The organism is Brevundimonas sp. BH3 (assembly GCF_045345115.1).
Taxonomy (GTDB): Bacteria; Pseudomonadota; Alphaproteobacteria; order Caulobacterales; family Caulobacteraceae; genus Brevundimonas.
In genome coordinates this window covers 2,250,613-2,267,472 of record NZ_CP150796.1, presented here as the reverse complement: position 1 = coordinate 2,267,472, position 16,860 = coordinate 2,250,613, and the positions used below count along the sequence as shown (strand labels likewise).

Sequence of the window (16,860 nt, the reverse complement as noted above, 5' to 3'; positions counted from 1 at the left end):
TTATGAAACAGCGCCCCCGTTTTGACGTCACCTCTTTGAATTTTATCCGCCAGTCACAGCCGATTTATCGACGGTTGCTGCTGCTGTTGGGGGCGGCGTTTGCGCTGATGTTGGTGACCAATACCGGCATCCTCTACATGGTGCGTCAGACCTCGGCCTATACCGAGATCGAGTTAAAGGGCCACCAGACCCAGATCGAGGGCTGGCGTCTTATCAGCCTGCTGACCGATGCGGAAACGGGCCAGCGCGGCTTTATGCTGACGGCGCGGCCGGACTATCTACATGTCTATAACAACGCCCTCGAACAATTGCCGGGCGTGCTGGAGGGGTTGGATAAACTGGTCGCTGACGACCCCGACCTTTCGGCGCGTCTGGAGCGTATCAAGGCACTGTACGAGCATCGCCGCAGGCTGATGGTCGATACAGTCGAGATGACCCGCTCGGGCCGTATCGGCGAGGCGGTGGGTGCCATTCGAAGCGGTCAGGGCAAGGCCCTGATGGACAGCATGCGCCAGGAAGTCAGCGCCATGTCAGCCTCTATTGACCGTCGGACCGATGCCGCGACCAATGCTGCACGCTGGGCCCAGCGTATGAGCCTGATCCTGAGTATTGTCTCGGGCTTGCTGATGGTGCTTTTGGGGGTGATCGGGGCAGGGCTGGTGCGTCGCCAGATTCATGACCTGCTCAAGGCTCAGGACCAACTGGACCGCATTAATTTGGGTCTGGAAGAGGAGGTGCGGGTTCGCACCGCCGATCTGGTGCGCGCCAATGAGGAAATCCAGCGTTTTGCCTATATTGTCAGCCATGACCTACGGGCCCCTCTGGTCAACGTCATGGGCTATACATCCGAGCTGGAACAGATTGCGGGGAATGTCCGCACCCTTCTGGCGCGACTGGATGAAGAGCATCCAGGGCTGGTAAATGACGAGACCCGTTTGGGCATTCTGGAAGATGCGCCCGAGGCAATCGGTTTCATACGCGCCTCGACGACAAAGATGGACGGCTTGATTAAGGCGATCCTGCAATTGTCACGCGATGGTCGCCGCGACTTGAATCCCCAGCCTCTTGATATGCAGCAGATGCTTCAAGGCTTGGTGGATGCGGTGGCGCATCCGCTGGCGGAAAATGACGGACAGGTGGTTATCGGCGAATTGCCCGGCATCACCCATGACCGGATGGCAGTTGAACAAATTTTCGGAAATCTGATTGATAACGCGATAAAATATCAGGATCCGGAACAATCTCTGCTCCTGCAGATTAAGGGTAGGGAGCTGGACGGTAATATGGTGGAATTCGAGATCACGGATAATGGACGCGGCATTGCGCCCAAGGACCATGAACGGATTTTTGAGCTGTTCCGCCGTTCGGGACGTCAGGATCGCCCGGGTGAGGGTCTGGGTCTGGCCTTTGTCCGTAGCAGTGTGCGTCGTCTTGGGGGCAAGATCACTGTTACCTCCGATCTGGGCAGGGGAACCACCTTCCGTGTCCATTTGCCAAAGCACCAACCCGTACGCCTAGCCTGAGGACAGAGATGATGAGTAATTCCGTGAAAATCGTGATGATCGAAGACGATCACGGTCATGCGCGATTGATCGAGAAAAATATTCGTCGCGCCAATATCTCTAACGATATCATCCATTTCGACCATGGCGAAACCGGCTTGGCCTATCTGATGGGCGAGGAAGTGCGGGACAAGGCCTCGATCCTGATCCTGCTGGATTTGAATCTGCCGGATATGTCGGGTGTAGATATTCTTCAAAAGGTCAAGAATGACGAGATTTTACGTCGTGCGCCTGTAGTAATCCTGACCACAACCGATGATCGTACAGAAATTCAGCATTGCTATGATCTGGGTTGTAATGTCTACATCACAAAACCGGTAGACTATGACGCCTTTGCTCAGGCTATTCGTCAACTGGGCCTGTTCCTGTCTGTGATCCAGGCCCCTATAATTAGTGCAGAGTCTTAATCTGTTCCGTCTCCTTTATATTGATGACGATCCCGGCCTTGGCCGTCTGATCCAGAAACAGTTTGAACGGGCCGGTCACACAGTTGATCTGGCCAGTGACGGCGATATGGGGCTTGGGCTTCTGGCTGCGCAAAACTACGACGTTTGCGCGCTGGACCACCATATGCCGGGGCGTGACGGTCTGGATGTCTTGCCGGACATTCTGGCCACCGAGAATGCCCCGCCTGTGGTCTATGTTACGGGCGCTCAGGATGGTCGTATTGCGGTTGCCGCCTTGCGGACGGGGGCTGCCGACTATGTCATCAAGGATGCGTCCGAGGACTTTCCGCATCTACTGATGAGGGCGGTCGAGGACGCGCTGGAGCGTCGTCGTCTGTCGATGGAGGCCGAACGGGTCCGGATCGAGGTCTTGCGAGAGAGGGACCGTGCCGAGGCCCTTTTGCGCGAGGTCAATCACCGCGTCGGTAACTCGTTGCAACTGGTGACAAGCTTTATCCATTTACAACGTCGCCAACTGACAGACCCGGCGGCGCAGGATGCTCTGGACCGTGTGCAGGCGCGTATCGAGGCCGTGTCGCAGGTCCATCGTCGCCTCTATACCTCCGGGGATGTGACGGGGGTGGCCCTGGACGGCTATTTGCAGGGGCTGGTGGACGAGCTGTCCTTCTCGATGGCTGCGGACAAGGGACCGAGCATGAGGCTGAAGGCCGAGCCTGTCTGGGTGTCTACGGATCAGGCTGTGGCGGTTGGGGTGATCGTGGCCGAACTGGTCACCAATGCGGTTAAATACGCCTATCAACCGGGTAAGGGGGGGGAAATCCGCGTCCTGCTGGGCCATGATGACAGTGCTTCTGTGCGGTTGAGCGTCGAGGATGACGGTGTCGGCATGGGAGGCGAAAACCCCAAGGGAACCGGTCTGGGCGGTCAGATACTGGCGGCTATGGCGGCGGATCTGGGGTCGAAAATCCATTTTGACAGCTCGGCGCAAGGCACGCGCGTCCATCTGGTTTTCAAGGCTGCAGGCGTTCGCAAATCATCTTCGGCGCTGTAAAAGCACGCTTATGAAACTTCAATTCGGTATTGCCCGTGCGGGGCTGGACTATCGTCATCGCGCTGCCGTGTTCGGTATTGCCGAGCGCGACGGGCGTATTGCCTGCGTGCACATCCGTCGTGACAAGGGGGCCTATTTCGATTTGCCCGGCGGGGCTGTCGAAGGCGAGGAAACCGAGGCAGAGGCTCTGGTGCGCGAGTTTGGCGAGGAAACGGGTCTGGATGTTATGCCTCTGGATCGACTGACCGAGGCATCCCAGTATTTTGTGCGTACAGACGGGCAGGCGCTTAACAATGTCTGCGGTTTCTGGAGCCTGACGATCAATGGCTCTAGCCCTGAAAACAAGCGCGAGGAAGATCATCAACTGGTTTGGTTGACCCCTGAAGAGGCCTTGATAGCGCTGCGTCACGAAGCCCATGTGTGGGCGGTTGCAGCATGGTTGCGCTGGCGCGCGCAGGTGTCGCAGGGCTGATTTTTCAGGAACGCTCCGCCGGTCGGGACGTTTTTAATACAACCGCTACCTCTCTGGCGGATGTATTCAAGGAGACGTCTCATGGCTGATAAAGATCGCATTGAAGGGGCTGCCAAGAATATTGGCGGCAAGATCAAGGAAGGCGTCGGCAATCTGACGGGCGACGAGAAGCTGAAAGCCGAAGGCAAGGCAGACCAGATCGAGGGTAAGGCCCAGAATGCATTTGGTGGCCTGAAAGATACTCTCAAGGGCAAATAGGCCCTCAAGGTCGCGTCACAGAATTTTCAAAGGCCGCACCGTAATGGGGCGGCCTTTGTTGTACCTATTTGGTCAGAACCCGCATGGCTTGATCCAGACCTTCCAGAGTCAGAGGATACATGCGTTCCTCCATCAGTTCGCGCAGTAGGGTGATGGAGGCGGTATAGTGCCAGTGGCGCTCGCCAACGGGGTTTAGCCATACCGATTTGGGCCATTGCTCGCGGGCGCGCTTCATCCAGACTGCGCCCGCTTCCTCGTTGAAATGTTCGACTGAGCCACCGGGGATGGTGATTTCGTAGGGACTCATACTGGCGTCACCGATGAAGATGACGCGCCAGTCGCTGTCATATTTGTGGATCAGGTCCCATGTCGGGATCCGCTCGGCATGGCGGCGGCGGTTGTCCTTCCACACGCCTTCATAGAGGCAGTTGTGGAAGTAGTAGAATTCGAGATTCTTGAACTCGGTCTTGGCCGCCGAGAACAGCTCCTCGCACATCTTGATGTGGCCATCCATCGAGCCGCCGATGTCGAACAGGATCAACACCTTTACGGTGTTGCGGCGCTCGGGACGCATGTGGATGTCCAGCCAGCCCTGACGGGCGGTGCCGTCGATGGTGCCGTCGATATCCAGCTCATCGGGTGCGCCCTGACGGGCAAAACGGCGCAGACGGCGCAGGGCGACCTTGATGTTGCGGGTGCCCAGTTCGACGCTGTCGTCGAGGTTTTTGAACTCGCGCTTTTCCCACACCTTGACGGCGCGACCATGCTTGCCGGTGCCGCCGATACGCACGCCTTCGGGGTTATAGCCGCCATTGCCGAACGGGCTGGTGCCGCCCGTGCCGATCCAGCGATTGCCGCCCTGATGGCGTTCTTTCTGTTCTTCGAGGCGCTGTTTCAGCGTCTCCATCAGCTTGTCCCAGCCGCCCAGGGCTTCGATCTGGGCTTTTTCCTCGTCGGAGAGGAATTTCTCGTTCAGCAGTTTCAGCCAGTCTTCGGGAATGTCGGTGGTCAGGTCTTCGCCGGCACCGACGTTTTCAATGCCCTTGAAGGCCTTGCCGAAGGCCTGGTCGAAGCGGTCATAATGCTTCTCGTCCTTCACCAGCACCGCCCGCGACAGATAATAGAAATCGTCGAGGCTGTGTTCGCCCACATCCTTGTCCATGGCCTCCATCAGATGGAGCCATTCCTTGGGCGTTACCGGCACCTTGGCATCGCGCAAGGCTGTAAAGAAGGGCAGGAGCATGGGCATCAGAACCGGATGAAAAGCGTGGCCGAATAGACCACGCAGCCTGAGTGGCGTCTATGCGCGGCGCAGGATGAACTCGTCATCCATCCAGTTGCCGACGGGGTACTGGTATTCGCCGACCTTTTCGAAGCCGTAGGCATTGTAGAGCTTTTGCGCTTTTTCGTTGCCGCTCCAGACGCCGATCCACAGGGCACCCGAGGTGCGTGCCTGCATCCATTCCAGCGCCTGTTTCATCAGCGTGGTGCCAAGGCCCAGACCTTGGGCGTTCTTGGAGACGTAAAGGCGGCGCAGTTCGTATTCGCCGTCCTTGGCATCGGGGTGGGGCAGGCCGTTGGGGCCGAGATGGCACAGGGCCAGAATCTCGCCATCGCGCTCGGCCACCCAGAACGCGCAGTTCGGTTCGGCAAGACGTTTGGCCAGTGCGGCTTCGCCAAAGCTGTCCTGATAGAAGGTCGCCAGATCTTCAGGCGGGTAGGGCACTTTGAAACCATCGATAAAGGTCTCGGTAAAGGTACGGCGGCTGAACTCGGACAGGGCCGACAGGTCACGGGTTTCGGCGTCACGGATGATGATCTGGTTCATATAGGCTGGATTAGCGTCAGATGGCTTGCATCTCCAGACCCATAAGTACGAGATGGGGAAAACATGACCCTCACTGTCACAGGCTTGTGATTGCAGTGATTTTTCAGGGCGGCTAACCAGAGAGTTGAATACGACAAAAGTCGCAAACTTGTTTGATGCCAGACGGAGAGGCATGGGGCGCAATCAGCTGAATAGAAAAGCTTTTGCATCCTTTTATGATGACTTCCGCTACACAGAATCCTTTAGCCGCCCGCACACCTGACAGTGCGCATAGAACGGGCTGTATTACGCTGGTGCGGCACGGTCGTCCGGCGCTTTCGCGCAAATGCTGGCTGACATCGGAGGGCTATCGCGACTGGTGGCGGCGTTATGATCTGGGGGGATTACAGGCCGGACAAACCCCGCCCCCTGAACTGGTCGAGGCGGCCCGCAAAGCGGATGCCATCTTTGTGTCGACCTTGCCGCGCGCTCAGGAAACGGCGCGGGCTGTCGCTGATGGACGCGACATTGTTATGGACGCTATTTTCGTCGAGGCTCCGCTTCCTCCGCCACACACGCCGTCATGGTTTAAAATGCCGCCGCGCCTGTGGGGCGTGACGGCGCGTATCTGGTGGCACCTGTTCAACCATAATGACGGACAGGAAAGTCGCCGCGAGGCAGAGCAGCGGGCGGATCGCGCGGCACAGTTGCTGATTGAAGAGGCCGAGCAGGGTGCGGACGTTCTGGTGCTGGCCCACGGCTATTTCAATCATATGATCGGACGGAAACTTAAAGCCTATGGTTGGCGGCTGACGCTGGATCAGGGTTTTAAATACTGGTGCCAGCGGCGCTTTGAAAAGCACTGAACAGCGATCCTTTTTCATCGCAGGTGAAGCAAGGATTGAACCCTTGCCGCGTGGCCTCTAGGTTGCGCCCATGACCGAAGCAGCAACGCCCAATGCCATCCCCGCCGACCTCAGCTTCGAGGACGCTTTGCAGCGCCTTGAAGGCATCGTGTCCCGACTGGAATCCGGTCAGGCCGGGCTGGAAGAATCCATCACGCTCTATGAGCAGGGTGCCCAGCTCAAGGCCCACTGCGAGGCCCGTCTGAAGGCGGCGCAACTGCGTGTCGAAAAGATCGTGGTTGGCCCCGACCAGCAGGCACAGGGCGTGCAGGCTGCGGACTTCGGCTGATGACGGGCGATGCGCTGGCTCCCCTGATCGGGTTTGACGACTTTATGCAGGTCGATATCCGTATCGGGCAGATTGTCGTGGCCGAAGCCTTTCCCGAGGCCCGCAAGCCCGCCTACAAGCTGGCCATCGATTTCGGGCCGCAGATCGGCGTAAAGCGCTCGTCGGCCCAGATCACCCATCATTACACCCTTGAAGAACTGCTTGGGCGAAAGGTCGCAGCGGTGGTGAATTTTCCGCCCCGCCAGATCGGACCGGTTATGTCCGAGGTTCTGACCCTGGGTTTTCCTGATGCCGACGGCCATGTGGTGCTGGTCGGTGTCGATCGTGACCTGCCTTTGGGCGGGAGACTGTATTGACTATCTTGGCTGCAAACTCCCCTGAACAGGCCGTGCTGGACCGCGTGGCCGAAGTGGCCGATCAGGTCACGGTGGCGCTGGATCGCTTGTTGCCGCGTGGCGACGGTCCGGAAAGCCGCCTGACCGAGGCCATGCGCTATGCGGCGCTGGGTCCGGGCAAGCGTCTGCGCCCGTTCTTTGCGCTGGAGGCCGCGCGCCTGTTCGACCTCGACGAGGATCAGGTGCTGCGGGCGGCCTGTGCGCTGGAATGCGTGCATGCCTATTCGCTGGTGCATGACGACCTGCCGGCTATGGACGACGATGACATGCGTCGCGGCCGCCCGACCGTGCATATCGAATATGACGAGATGACTGCCATTCTGGCCGGTGATGCGCTGCAAACGGCGGCCTTTGATATTCTGGCCGACGAGGACACTCACGAGGATGCGTCCATCCGTTGTGAACTAGTCAAGCAACTGGCCTTTGCCTCGGGCGCGCAGGGCATGGCCGGTGGCCAGATGATCGACCTGATGGGTGTACGCGATGATTTGGGCGGCGTGGCGCGGATGCAGCGTCTGAAGACGGGGGCGTTGTTTGCGTATGCATTCGAAATACCGGTCATCATGGCCCGCGCCACCGATACCCAGCGCAATGCCCTCATTAATTTCGCCCACGACATTGGTCTGGCCTACCAGATCATTGATGATGTTTTGGACGCCGAAGGTTCGTCCGAGGAAATGGGCAAGGCAGCTGGCGGCAAGGATGCCGCTATGGGCAAGACCAATTTCGTGACCCTTCTGGGTGTTGAGGCGGCGCGACAGAGGGTCGCGCATCTGGCCGATCAGGCCCGCTCGCATCTTGATGTTTTCGGTCAGGATGCCGAAATCCTCAAAGCCAGCGTGGATTTTATTCTCAAACGCCGTCGCTGAGCGGAAACGCTGCTGCGTTTGCAGACGTTACCCGCTGACTTCCCCTTCGCCTTTCCAGCCCTTTGAGGCTATTCAGACCTGATGCCGAACACCCCGCTTCTCGATACCGTAAAAATCCCCGCCGACATGAGCGGGTTCGACATCCCCCAACTGAAACAGTTGGCCGACGAGGTGCGGGCCGAAACCATCGACGCCGTGTCCGAGACCGGCGGCCATTTGGGGGCGGGTCTGGGTGTGGTCGAACTGACGGTGGCGCTGCACCACCTGCTGGATACCCCGAAAGACATCCTCATCTGGGACGTGGGTCACCAGTGCTATCCGCACAAGATCCTGACGGGACGGCGCGACCGTATCCGCACCCTGCGTCAGGGCGGCGGTCTGTCGGGCTTCACCAAGCGTTCGGAGAGCGAATACGACCCGTTCGGTGCCGCCCACGCCTCGACCTCGATTTCAGCGGGCCTCGGCTTTGCTGCCGCTCGCGATCAACAGGGTGAGAACAATAAGGTTGTGGCCGTTATCGGTGACGGCTCGATCACGGCAGGCATGGCCTATGAGGCTATGAATAACGCCATCGAGGCGACCAATGGCCAGTTCATGGTCATCCTGAACGACAACGACATGTCGATCGCGCCGCCGGTCGGGGCCATGAGCGCCTATCTGGCCAAACAGGTTTCGGGCGACGCCTATCAACGCGTTCGCAACTTCGGCAAGAAGTTCGTCGACCACATGCCGCGCCCGATCCGCGAGACCGCCCGCAAGGCTGAAGAATATGCGCGCGGCATGGTGGCCGGTGGCACCTTCTTCGAGGAGCTGGGCTTCTATTATGTCGGGCCGATTGATGGTCATGACATGAACCATTTGGTGCCGATCCTCAAGAACGCGCTCAAGATCACCGACAAGCCGGTTCTGGTTCACGTCGTGACGCAAAAGGGCAAGGGCTATGCTCCTGCCGAGAACAGCGCCGACAAGTATCACGGCGTGGTCAAGTTCGACGTCGAGTCGGGCAAGCAGGCCAAGGCCATTTCCAATGCGCCCAGCTATACCAAGGTGTTCGGCACCGAACTGATCAAACACGCGGCAAACGACCCGCGCATCGTCGGCATCACCGCCGCCATGCCGTCGGGCACGGGCATCGACCTGTTCGGTCAGGCCTATCCTGACCGCGTCTATGATGTGGGCATTGCCGAACAGCATGCTGTGACGTTTGCGGCCGGTATGGCGGCGGATGGCATGAAGCCGTTCTGCGCCATCTATTCGACCTTCCTTCAGCGCGGTTACGATCAGGTGGTGCACGATGTGGCCATCCAGTCGCTGCCGGTCCGCTTTGCCATGGACCGTGCGGGTCTGGTTGGCTCTGACGGCTCGACCCATGCAGGATCGTTCGACATCGGTTTTATGGGGGCGCTGCCGGGCATGGTGTTGATGGCGGCGGCCGATGAGGCCGAACTTGCCGCCATGATCGCCACCTCGCTGGAAATCAACGACCGCCCTTCGGCCTTCCGCTATCCGCGCGGTGACGGTGTGGGCGTGGAAATCCCCGAACTGGCCAAGCCGCTGGAAATCGGCAAGGGCCGCATTGTGCGTGAAGGCACCAAGGTCGCCATCCTGTCGCTGGGCACCCGCCTGCAGGAAAGCCTCAAGGCCGCCGATATGCTGGAACAGGCCGGTATCTCGGTCACGGTTGCCGATGCCCGCTTTGCCAAGCCTCTGGACGCGGACCTGATCCTGCGTCTGGCCAAGGACCACGAAGTCCTGATCACGGTGGAAGAGGGCGCTATGGGCGGCTTCGGTGCCTTCGTGCTGCAAATGCTGGCCGAAAAGGGCGCTCTGGATCGCGGTCTCAAGATCCGCACCATGCACCTGCCGGACATCTTTCAGGACCATAACAGCCCCATGGCCATGTATGACGAGGCTGGTCTGAACGCCAAGCACATCGCCGCGAAGGCTATTGAGGCGTTGGGCTAGAGTGACATCCCGCCGTCACCCTCCGGCTTGACCGGAGGGTCCAGTCTTACGCCGTATCACTGGATCCCCCGGTCGCTTCTGCGAAGCGCCGGAGGATGACGACTGCGATGATAGGCTAGTCAATCAGCGTCAGGGTCTAGTAGATCTAAGGTTTTGTCGTCACGCGCTTTGGGGATGCCTTGCCCTATATAAAAGCAGTGATGCTTGATGCGTGTGATTGCCCACTTAGATTCAAAGTAGACATACTCGTTATTGGGCATTTTGCGCCGAAGAATTTCCTTGCCGCATTTGGGGCATGGCATCTTGTGACCGCGACTTGAACTTTGAGAGCTAAGCGAGAACACAAACATCTCCTTGATGTTGTGATGGGTGTGTTCTCAAGCTTAAAGCTCGAAAATAAATTCACTCTAAAAGTGAAATCAGTAAGCCAGCGCCAAGCCGTCCTTACGCATCTCTGACGCTGCGCCATAGGTCCAGCGGCCGTCGGAGTTTTGTTGCATCATGACGTTCTGGTAGCCGCCGAAGCCACCGTCGGTGGGGCCGAGGTCCCAGCCCATTTCGCGCAGGCGGGCCTTGGTGGCATCAGGGACGCCGTTTTCCAGATGCAGCTTGCCGACGCCCTGTTGCGGCTCGCCCGTGGGTTCTGACGAGCCATAGTGCTGCCAGCGCGGGGCATCGCCGGCTTCCTGCGGGTCGAGGCCGTAATCGACCATGTTGATGATGATCTGGGCCTGACCCTGTGGCTGCATACCGCCGCCCATGACGCCGTAGGCCATCCACGGCTTGCCATCCTTACAGGCAAAGCCCGGAATGATGGTGTGGAACGGGCGTTTGCCCGGCGCATAGATGTTGGGGTGGCCATCGGTGGTGGCGAACAGTTCGCCACGGTTCTGGAACATGAAGCCCAGCGTGCGCCCGCGACGGTCGGCAGGCACCAGCCCCGAACCCATGCCGCGATAGTTGGACTGGATCCAGCTGACCATCATCCCGTCCTTGTCGGCCACGCTGAAATAGGTGGTGTCGCCCTGTGTGGGCGCATCACCGGGGAAAGCGCGGTCCATGACACGGTTCGGGTTGATCAGGGCGGCACGTTCCGCCGCATAGGGTTTGGAGTTCAGATATTCGATCGGCGTTCGGCTGAACCGCTCGTCGGCGAACCATTTGGCGCGGTCTTCAAAGGCCAGACGCTTGGCCTCGGCCTGATGGTGGATCGAGGCAGCAGACTGGAAGCCCATGGTCTTCAGGTCGAAGTTTTCGCAGATGTTCAAAATCTGGTTGGTCGAAAGTCCTTGGGTGTTGGGGCCAAGCGAATAAACCTCTACGCCGCGATAGGTGGTCTTGATAGGCTCCACCCATTCGGTCTGGTGGGCCGCAAGGTCGCCGCGACCGATCCAGCCACCGATGCGGCGGAAATAATCTACCATGATCTCGGCCAGCTCACCGTCATAAAAGGCATCGCGGCCTTTCTCGGCGATGATGCGCAAGGTACGGCCCAGATCGGGGTTAGCGAAAATCTGGCCGACCTTGGGTGTGGCGCCGTTCGGGGCATAGACCTTTTTGCGGTTGTCGTTTTCCTCGATGATCGACGACTGGCGGTCGAACAGGCCCATATTGCGTTCGAGATAATAGGCGATGGCTTGCGGCACCGGCACGCCCTGTTCGCACAGCTCGGCCACCGGCAGCAGCACATCTTTCCACGGCAGCTTGCCATAGCGCTGATGAGCGCTCCACCACGCATCGACCGTGCCGGGCACATTGACGGTAACGGCACCATAGCGGGGCAGAAGGCCATCTGTTGCGCGGTTACGGACGGTTTCCAGCCCCAGCAGGCGCGGCGAGTTGCCCGAGCCGTTAAAGCCCACCACCTTGCGCTGTTTCGGGTCCCACAACAGGCCAAAGGCATCGCCGCCGATACCGTTGCCGGTCGGCTCGAGGAAGCCCAGCGCCGCATTGATGGCAATGGCAGCATCAATGGCCGAGCCGCCGCGCTTCAGGGTTTCGATACCGACCAGTGTGGCAATGGGGTGGGCGCTGGCGGCGGCACCGTGTTGGCCCCACACCGTAGAACGGCCAACGAATTTGGGCCCGCTGATGCGGTCGCCAATGCCGATACCGGCATAGGGATCAGTAGCAGGGGAGGCGGGAGCCGCAGGAGCAGCCGCCGTCTTGATGGCCTCTTGGGCACTGGCGCTGCCGGTGACAGCGGAGGCCAGAGCGGCCCCTGCCGGAATGGCGCCCAAGAATGTGCGACGGTCCATAATCATACTCCCCCGAATAGTTGAGTAAGATTGCCACAGGGCCGCGCTTTGCCAAGCGCAAACCACGGGTCTGTCGGTATCGGACAAAGAAAAAGGGCTGCACCCGAAGATGCAGCCCTCAAATTCTTAGGCAGTGAAGCCGAAGACTATTCGATGTCTTCGTTCAGCAGGCCGACCTTGAACATGCCGTTTTCCTGCAGGGTGTTCATCACTTCCATGAACTGGTTGTATTTCACGTCGGCCTGGGCGCGAACGAAAACGCGTTCTTCGCGGCAGTTGGCCACAGCGCCTTGAGCAGCGCAGACGTCGGCAGCCAGAGTGGCCAGCGAGGTCTTCTTGTCGGCGATGTACAGGTCACCACCGTCCTGGATCGAAACGTAAACCGGCTCTTTCGGCTTTTCGTTCGGATTCGACGACGGCACTGCCGGCGGCAGGTCCAGCTTAATCGAAACGGTCGCCATCGGCGCTGCCACCATGAAGATGATCAGCAGAACCAGCATAATATCAACGAACGGCGTTACGTTGATCTCAGAGTTCTGAGAAACGCCACCCTTATTCCCACCAAGCTTCGCACCCATGCGATCCCGTCCTCATGAAGGCCCGACCGAAGGTGGCGGGCTGCACTGAAAGTCTGGATTACGTCTTGGCGTTCGATTGGCCTCTTGTAAAGCCGCTACACTGTCGAAAATGCCAGAGTGCGAAATAAGCTTGCGATTTTTTCATCGAAAAGCCCGCAGAACGATCATTTCCGTTCTGCGGGCTTGAGTTTTGTAACGGCGTTATGTGTGAATTGGCCGCAAATCCTAGGCCGGATCAGCCGCGTGCCAGCTTGAGGAATCGCTCGACGAGGGCGTTGTCGTTCTTGAAAACGCCGGTGAAACGCGTCGTTACGGTTGTAACATGGCGGTGATGCACGCCACGCGTGGTCATGCATTGGTGGGCCGCATCGACCATGACCGCCACGCCCTTGGGCTGGAGGTGCTTTTCGATGGCGTCGATAATGTCATTGGTCAGGGTTTCCTGATTTTGCAGACGGCGCGCGAAAATCTCGACCACGCGGGCCAGCTTGGAAATGCCGACGACCTTTTCGCCCGGAATATAGGCCACCCACGCCTTGCCGAGGAACGGGGCAAGGTGGTGCTCGCAATGGCTTTCGACCTCGATTTCCTTGAGGATAACCATGTCGTCATAGCCGGTCACGTCTTCGAAGGTGCGCGACAGTTCCTTGGCGGCGTCGGCCTCATAGCCGTCGAACCATTCGCCATAGGCATCGACCACGCGCTTGGGTGTATCGACCAGACCCGGACGGTCGGGATTGTCACCGGCCCATGCGATCAGGGTCCGCACGGCTTCCAGAGCCTGCTCGCGCGAGGGGCGCATAACAGCGCCTTCATTGGCGGCGAGGACGGGCTGGACGGACTTGGTGGTCATGCTGTTCGGTTCCGACAGAGATGACAGGGGCCATCCCTTTAATAAGGCGACGTTCACGCCCCGATGCTTTATCAGGACACGCGGACTGTTTATCAGGCCCGCTATATGGGACGTATGGCGCGTCCTGCAAGAAAACTCGCAAAAAGACTTTAGACTGATGGCCCTGCATATCCATGACACCCTGCGCCGTGAAAAGCGCCTTTTCGTACCGCGCGATCCGAAACGGGTGACCCTCTATGTGTGTGGGCCGACGGTTTATGATTATGCCCATATCGGTAATGCCCGCCCGCCGGTGGTGTTCGATGTGCTGGTGCGTCTGCTGCGAAAGACCTATGGCGCGGACCATGTGCTCTATGCCCGCAACGTCACCGACGTGGACGACAAGATTAACCAGAAGGCCGCCAAGGAAGGCGTGGCCATCGGCGAGATCACGGCCCGCTATGAGGCGGCCTATCTGTCGGATATGGCGCTGCTGAATGTGTCGCCGCCGGATCTGGCACCGCACGTTACCGATCACATGAACGAGATCATCGCCCAGATTCAGGCGATCATCGATGCTGGCTCGGCCTATGCCGCCGAGGGCCATGTGCTGTTCGATGTGGCGTCCTATCCGTCCTATGGCGCTCTGTCGGGTCGCAATCTGGACGACATGATTGCCGGTGCGCGTGTCGAGGTGGCTCCGTATAAAAAGAACCCCCACGACTTTGTGCTGTGGAAGCCGTCCAAGCCGAGCGAGCCGTCATGGCCGTCGCCGTGGGGCGATGGTCGCCCCGGTTGGCACATCGAATGTTCGGCCATGATCGAGAAGAATCTGGGCCTGCCGATCGATATTCACGGTGGCGGTATCGACCTGACCTTCCCGCACCACGAGAACGAGATCGCGCAGGGCGTCTGCGCCCACGGTCACGCCCATGCGGATCACGCGCATGACGAATATAGCCGCTACTGGATGCATAACGGCTTCCTGACGGTGGACGCCGAGAAGATGTCCAAGTCCATCGGCAACGTGCTGTTGCTGAACAGCTTGGTGAAAGCCATGCCGGGCGAGGTGGTGCGCTGGGCCTTGCTGAGCGCCCACTATCGCCAGCCGCTGGACTGGAACCAGAACCTGCTGGACCAGAGCCGCAAGAATCTGGACCGTCTGTATGGCGTGCTGCGCGATGCCGATGCCTTGCTGGGCGATTTCGATATCGAGACGCTTGAAGAGGCCGAGATGGAGCTGGCGGAAAACGCCCTCGATCCGGTTCTCGACGCGCTGGAAGACGATCTGAACACGCCGGGGGCCATCGCCCAGTTGTTTGCTCTGGGTAATGCCCTGCGTGAGCTGATCAATGATGCCGAGGCCGACATCAATGATGTGGCCATGGCGCGCTGGAGCTTGCTTGAGGCCGGTTATCTGATGGGCGTGCTGTCCATGACGTCGGACCATTGGTTCGAAGGCGGCGATGATGGCCTTAAGGCCGAGGTCGAGGCTCTGCTGGAACAACGCACCGCGGCCCGTGCCGAAAAGAACTGGGGCGAGGCCGACCGTATCCGTGACCGTCTGAACGAACTGAACGTCGTGGTCATGGATGGTCCACAAGGCGCGACTTGGCGTGTGAAGAGCTAAGGTTTTTCCGCAACAGAGCACCTGATACAAAAAGCCCCGCTGTTTCCAGCGGGGCTTCTTTGTTCGATGCTCCGGATCACAACGGCACGGAGTGATCCGGGTCGTCGAGCAATCTCAGGACTTAGACAGCTTGCAGCTGACCAGCCGAGGTCTTGCCCGAACGCTGATCGCGCTCGAGTTCGTACGAGATAGCTTGACCTTCGTTCAGGCCACGCATGCCAGCGCGTTCAACGGCGGTTGCGTGTACGAAAACATCGTCGCCGCCTTGATCAGGAGCGATGAAACCAAAACCTTTGGTGGGGTTGTACCACTTGACGATACCAGTAGCCATTTCCATGACCTCCGAAAAAAATTACCCGCAGGGAAAAGTCCTGAAGGTGGTCGGGTCTAAGGAAACGGAAGATCTCAATGCGTTGCATAGAAGATAGAGCGTTGCGCAGAGATATTCGACACAGCCAATATAGGCGAGATTTCAGGAATTTGATAATTTTAATTTTATAATGGTTTTGAGACGGCCTGTGACGGGCATGTTTTCAATGCTTTAGCGCGCTCGCGTCTGTCGCCTGACCCGTCGGGTTCGGGTGGGTAACAAGCTGTGATATAGAGGCAGCAAGGGGTTCACGCTGACGAAGGCGGGAGGCCCGCATGTCACGTTTTCGAAATGCACTGCCCCAGCTTGGCGACGGTCTGTTCCTGACCGATGCGGGGTTGGAAACAGACCTGATCTTCAACCGACATATTCCGATCCGCGAATTTGCCGCCCACACCCTTTTGGATAGCCCCGAAGGGATTACGGCGCTGGAGGCCTATTTCAACGGCTTCCTGCAACTGGCGCACACAATGGATGCGGGCTTTGTGCTGGATGCCGTGACGTGGAAGGCGCATCGCTGCTGGGCGGCGGATCTGGGCGCTTCCATCGCGGACTTGCGCGATGCCAATCATAGGGCCGTGGCCTTTGCCGCCAGCTTGCGAGATCGCGCCGACAATAGCCGTCCGGTCGTGCTGGGGGCCTTGGTCGGGCCAAGGGGCGATGCCTATCGTCCCGAACACCACATTTCAGCGCATGAAGCCGCCGATTATTTCAGCGAGCAACTGGGTTGGCTGGCCGAAACCGAGGTCGATATGGTGACGGGGCTGACCTTTAATCAGGCGTCCGAGGCGGTGGGCTTTGTGAAGGCGGCACAGGCGCAGGGATTACTTGCGGTGGTGTCCTTCACGGTCGAGACGGACGGGGCCTTGCCTGACGGGCAGTCACTGGGCGAAGCCATCCAGCAGGTCGATGACGAAACCGGCGCAGGTGCGGCCTATTTCATGATCAACTGCGCCCATCCCGATCATTTCTCGCCGGTTCTGACGCAAGAGGCGTGGACCAGTCGTATTGGCGGGGTGCGGGCCAATGCGTCGCGGCGCAGCCATGCCCAACTGGACGAGGCCCCTAATCTGGATGATGGCGATCCGGAGGAGTTCGGCCTTCTTCACGGGCTGCTGGGTCGCCGTATGCCTTCGCTGAAGGTGTGGGGCGCGTGCTGCGGTGCGGACCTGCGCCATGTGACGCGCATTGCCGAGGCCGTGGGGCGCTAGA

The 16,860-nt window shown here is 59.1% G+C and carries 18 protein-coding genes; 12 read left to right on the top strand and 6 right to left on the bottom strand.

Translation table 11 applies throughout. From position 1 onward, the window contains the following. The first annotated feature begins 2 nt into the window (after positions 1-2). From WEU32_RS11125 to WEU32_RS11105, 5 genes are all read left to right on the top strand, one after another. Positions 3-1,523: a CHASE3 domain-containing protein gene (locus tag WEU32_RS11125; protein WP_406851923.1), complete on the top strand. Its 1,521-nt coding sequence runs from the start codon at positions 3-5 to the stop codon at positions 1,521-1,523. A gap of 8 nt (positions 1,524-1,531) precedes the next feature. Then, positions 1,532-1,969: a response regulator gene (locus tag WEU32_RS11120; RefSeq protein WP_312136148.1), complete on the top strand. Its 438-nt coding sequence runs from the start codon at positions 1,532-1,534 to the stop codon at positions 1,967-1,969. Further along, entirely contained in the window at positions 1,956-3,020 is a 1,065-nt protein-coding gene (locus WEU32_RS11115; RefSeq protein WP_312812274.1) for a histidine kinase dimerization/phosphoacceptor domain -containing protein, read from the top strand. Before WEU32_RS11120 ends, WEU32_RS11115 begins: the two co-directional genes overlap by 14 nt. A gap of 10 nt (positions 3,021-3,030) precedes the next feature. Next, positions 3,031-3,492: an NUDIX domain-containing protein gene (locus WEU32_RS11110; protein ID WP_406851922.1), complete on the top strand. Its 462-nt coding sequence runs from the start codon at positions 3,031-3,033 to the stop codon at positions 3,490-3,492. An 81-nt stretch (positions 3,493-3,573) separates the two neighbouring features. After that, on the top strand, positions 3,574-3,750 hold the full coding sequence (locus WEU32_RS11105) for a CsbD family protein (RefSeq protein ID WP_312136154.1): 177 nt from the start codon (positions 3,574-3,576) through the stop codon (positions 3,748-3,750). Between the two features lie 64 nt (positions 3,751-3,814). On the opposite strand, the gene WEU32_RS11100 is transcribed toward WEU32_RS11105, so the two are convergent. Both WEU32_RS11100 and WEU32_RS11095 read right to left on the bottom strand, forming a co-directional pair. Further along, entirely contained in the window at positions 3,815-4,993 is a 1,179-nt protein-coding gene (locus WEU32_RS11100) for a vWA domain-containing protein (RefSeq protein WP_406853440.1), read from the bottom strand. Between the two features lie 57 nt (positions 4,994-5,050). Next, positions 5,051-5,578: an N-acetyltransferase family protein gene (locus WEU32_RS11095; protein ID WP_406851921.1), complete on the bottom strand. Its 528-nt coding sequence runs from the start codon at positions 5,576-5,578 to the stop codon at positions 5,051-5,053. A 215-nt stretch (positions 5,579-5,793) separates the two neighbouring features. On the opposite strand from WEU32_RS11095, the gene WEU32_RS11090 reads away from it, so the two are divergent. The 5 genes from WEU32_RS11090 to dxs all read left to right on the top strand — a co-directional run bounded on the left by WEU32_RS11090 (position 5,794) and on the right by dxs (position 9,980). Continuing rightward, positions 5,794-6,423, top strand: coding sequence for a histidine phosphatase family protein (locus WEU32_RS11090; protein ID WP_406851920.1), 630 nt, complete (start codon positions 5,794-5,796; stop codon positions 6,421-6,423). Between the two features lie 70 nt (positions 6,424-6,493). After that, a complete protein-coding gene (locus WEU32_RS11085) occupies positions 6,494-6,751 on the top strand; it encodes an exodeoxyribonuclease VII small subunit (RefSeq protein ID WP_167176696.1) in 258 nt (85 codons plus the stop codon). Further along, positions 6,751-7,107: a tRNA-binding protein gene (locus tag WEU32_RS11080; RefSeq protein ID WP_406851919.1), complete on the top strand. Its 357-nt coding sequence runs from the start codon at positions 6,751-6,753 to the stop codon at positions 7,105-7,107. Before WEU32_RS11085 ends, WEU32_RS11080 begins: the two co-directional genes overlap by 1 nt. Next, the gene (locus WEU32_RS11075; RefSeq protein ID WP_406851918.1) at positions 7,104-8,015 is read left to right on the top strand and encodes a polyprenyl synthetase family protein; all 912 of its coding nucleotides are present in this window, start codon (positions 7,104-7,106) and stop codon (positions 8,013-8,015) included. Before WEU32_RS11080 ends, WEU32_RS11075 begins: the two co-directional genes overlap by 4 nt. Positions 8,016-8,093: 78 nt before the next feature. Then, entirely contained in the window at positions 8,094-9,980 is a 1,887-nt protein-coding gene (dxs, locus tag WEU32_RS11070) for a 1-deoxy-D-xylulose-5-phosphate synthase (RefSeq protein WP_406853439.1), read from the top strand. Between the two features lie 419 nt (positions 9,981-10,399). On the opposite strand, the gene WEU32_RS11065 is transcribed toward dxs, so the two are convergent. The 3 genes from WEU32_RS11065 to folE all read right to left on the bottom strand — a co-directional run bounded on the left by WEU32_RS11065 (position 10,400) and on the right by folE (position 13,669). Further along, the gene (locus tag WEU32_RS11065) at positions 10,400-12,238 is read right to left on the bottom strand and encodes a gamma-glutamyltransferase family protein (protein WP_406851917.1); all 1,839 of its coding nucleotides are present in this window, start codon (positions 12,236-12,238) and stop codon (positions 10,400-10,402) included. Between the two features lie 146 nt (positions 12,239-12,384). Beyond that, the gene (locus WEU32_RS11060) at positions 12,385-12,816 is read right to left on the bottom strand and encodes a biopolymer transporter ExbD (RefSeq protein ID WP_312136166.1); all 432 of its coding nucleotides are present in this window, start codon (positions 12,814-12,816) and stop codon (positions 12,385-12,387) included. Positions 12,817-13,051: 235 nt separating this feature from the next. Then, positions 13,052-13,669: a GTP cyclohydrolase I FolE gene (folE, locus tag WEU32_RS11055; protein WP_406851916.1), complete on the bottom strand. Its 618-nt coding sequence runs from the start codon at positions 13,667-13,669 to the stop codon at positions 13,052-13,054. A gap of 157 nt (positions 13,670-13,826) precedes the next feature. Here folE and cysS point away from each other — a divergent pair, with 157 nt between their 5' ends. Next, positions 13,827-15,278, top strand: a complete 1,452-nt coding sequence (gene cysS / locus WEU32_RS11050; protein ID WP_406851915.1) for a cysteine--tRNA ligase — start codon at positions 13,827-13,829, stop codon at positions 15,276-15,278. Between the two features lie 121 nt (positions 15,279-15,399). Here cysS and WEU32_RS11045 read toward each other — a convergent pair whose 3' ends face one another. Further along, on the bottom strand, positions 15,400-15,609 hold the full coding sequence (locus WEU32_RS11045) for a cold-shock protein (protein ID WP_167177694.1): 210 nt from the start codon (positions 15,607-15,609) through the stop codon (positions 15,400-15,402). 314 nt (positions 15,610-15,923) lie between these two features. Between WEU32_RS11045 and WEU32_RS11040 the strand changes: the two genes are divergently transcribed. Then, entirely contained in the window at positions 15,924-16,859 is a 936-nt protein-coding gene (locus WEU32_RS11040) for a homocysteine S-methyltransferase family protein (RefSeq protein ID WP_406851914.1), read from the top strand. Position 16,860: the final 1 nt, after the last annotated feature.

Coding starts and splice junctions, on each gene's coding strand:
- WEU32_RS11095 (WP_406851921.1), bottom strand. CDS start 5,578: ATGAACCAGATCATCATCCGTGACGCCGAAACCCGTGACCTGTCGGCC.
- WEU32_RS11065 (WP_406851917.1), bottom strand. CDS start 12,238: ATGGACCGTCGCACATTCTTGGGCGCCATTCCGGCAGGGGCCGCTCTG.
- WEU32_RS11100 (WP_406853440.1), bottom strand. CDS start 4,993: ATGCTCCTGCCCTTCTTTACAGCCTTGCGCGATGCCAAGGTGCCGGTA.
- WEU32_RS11040 (WP_406851914.1), top strand. CDS start 15,924: ATGTCACGTTTTCGAAATGCACTGCCCCAGCTTGGCGACGGTCTGTTC.
- cysS (WP_406851915.1), top strand. CDS start 13,827: ATGGCCCTGCATATCCATGACACCCTGCGCCGTGAAAAGCGCCTTTTC.
- WEU32_RS11090 (WP_406851920.1), top strand. CDS start 5,794: ATGATGACTTCCGCTACACAGAATCCTTTAGCCGCCCGCACACCTGAC.
- WEU32_RS11110 (WP_406851922.1), top strand. CDS start 3,031: ATGAAACTTCAATTCGGTATTGCCCGTGCGGGGCTGGACTATCGTCAT.
- WEU32_RS11045 (WP_167177694.1), bottom strand. CDS start 15,609: ATGGCTACTGGTATCGTCAAGTGGTACAACCCCACCAAAGGTTTTGGT.
- WEU32_RS11080 (WP_406851919.1), top strand. CDS start 6,751: ATGACGGGCGATGCGCTGGCTCCCCTGATCGGGTTTGACGACTTTATG.
- WEU32_RS11120 (WP_312136148.1), top strand. CDS start 1,532: ATGATGAGTAATTCCGTGAAAATCGTGATGATCGAAGACGATCACGGT.
- WEU32_RS11085 (WP_167176696.1), top strand. CDS start 6,494: ATGACCGAAGCAGCAACGCCCAATGCCATCCCCGCCGACCTCAGCTTC.
- WEU32_RS11105 (WP_312136154.1), top strand. CDS start 3,574: ATGGCTGATAAAGATCGCATTGAAGGGGCTGCCAAGAATATTGGCGGC.
- folE (WP_406851916.1), bottom strand. CDS start 13,669: ATGACCACCAAGTCCGTCCAGCCCGTCCTCGCCGCCAATGAAGGCGCT.
- WEU32_RS11125 (WP_406851923.1), top strand. CDS start 3: ATGAAACAGCGCCCCCGTTTTGACGTCACCTCTTTGAATTTTATCCGC.
- WEU32_RS11060 (WP_312136166.1), bottom strand. CDS start 12,816: ATGGGTGCGAAGCTTGGTGGGAATAAGGGTGGCGTTTCTCAGAACTCT.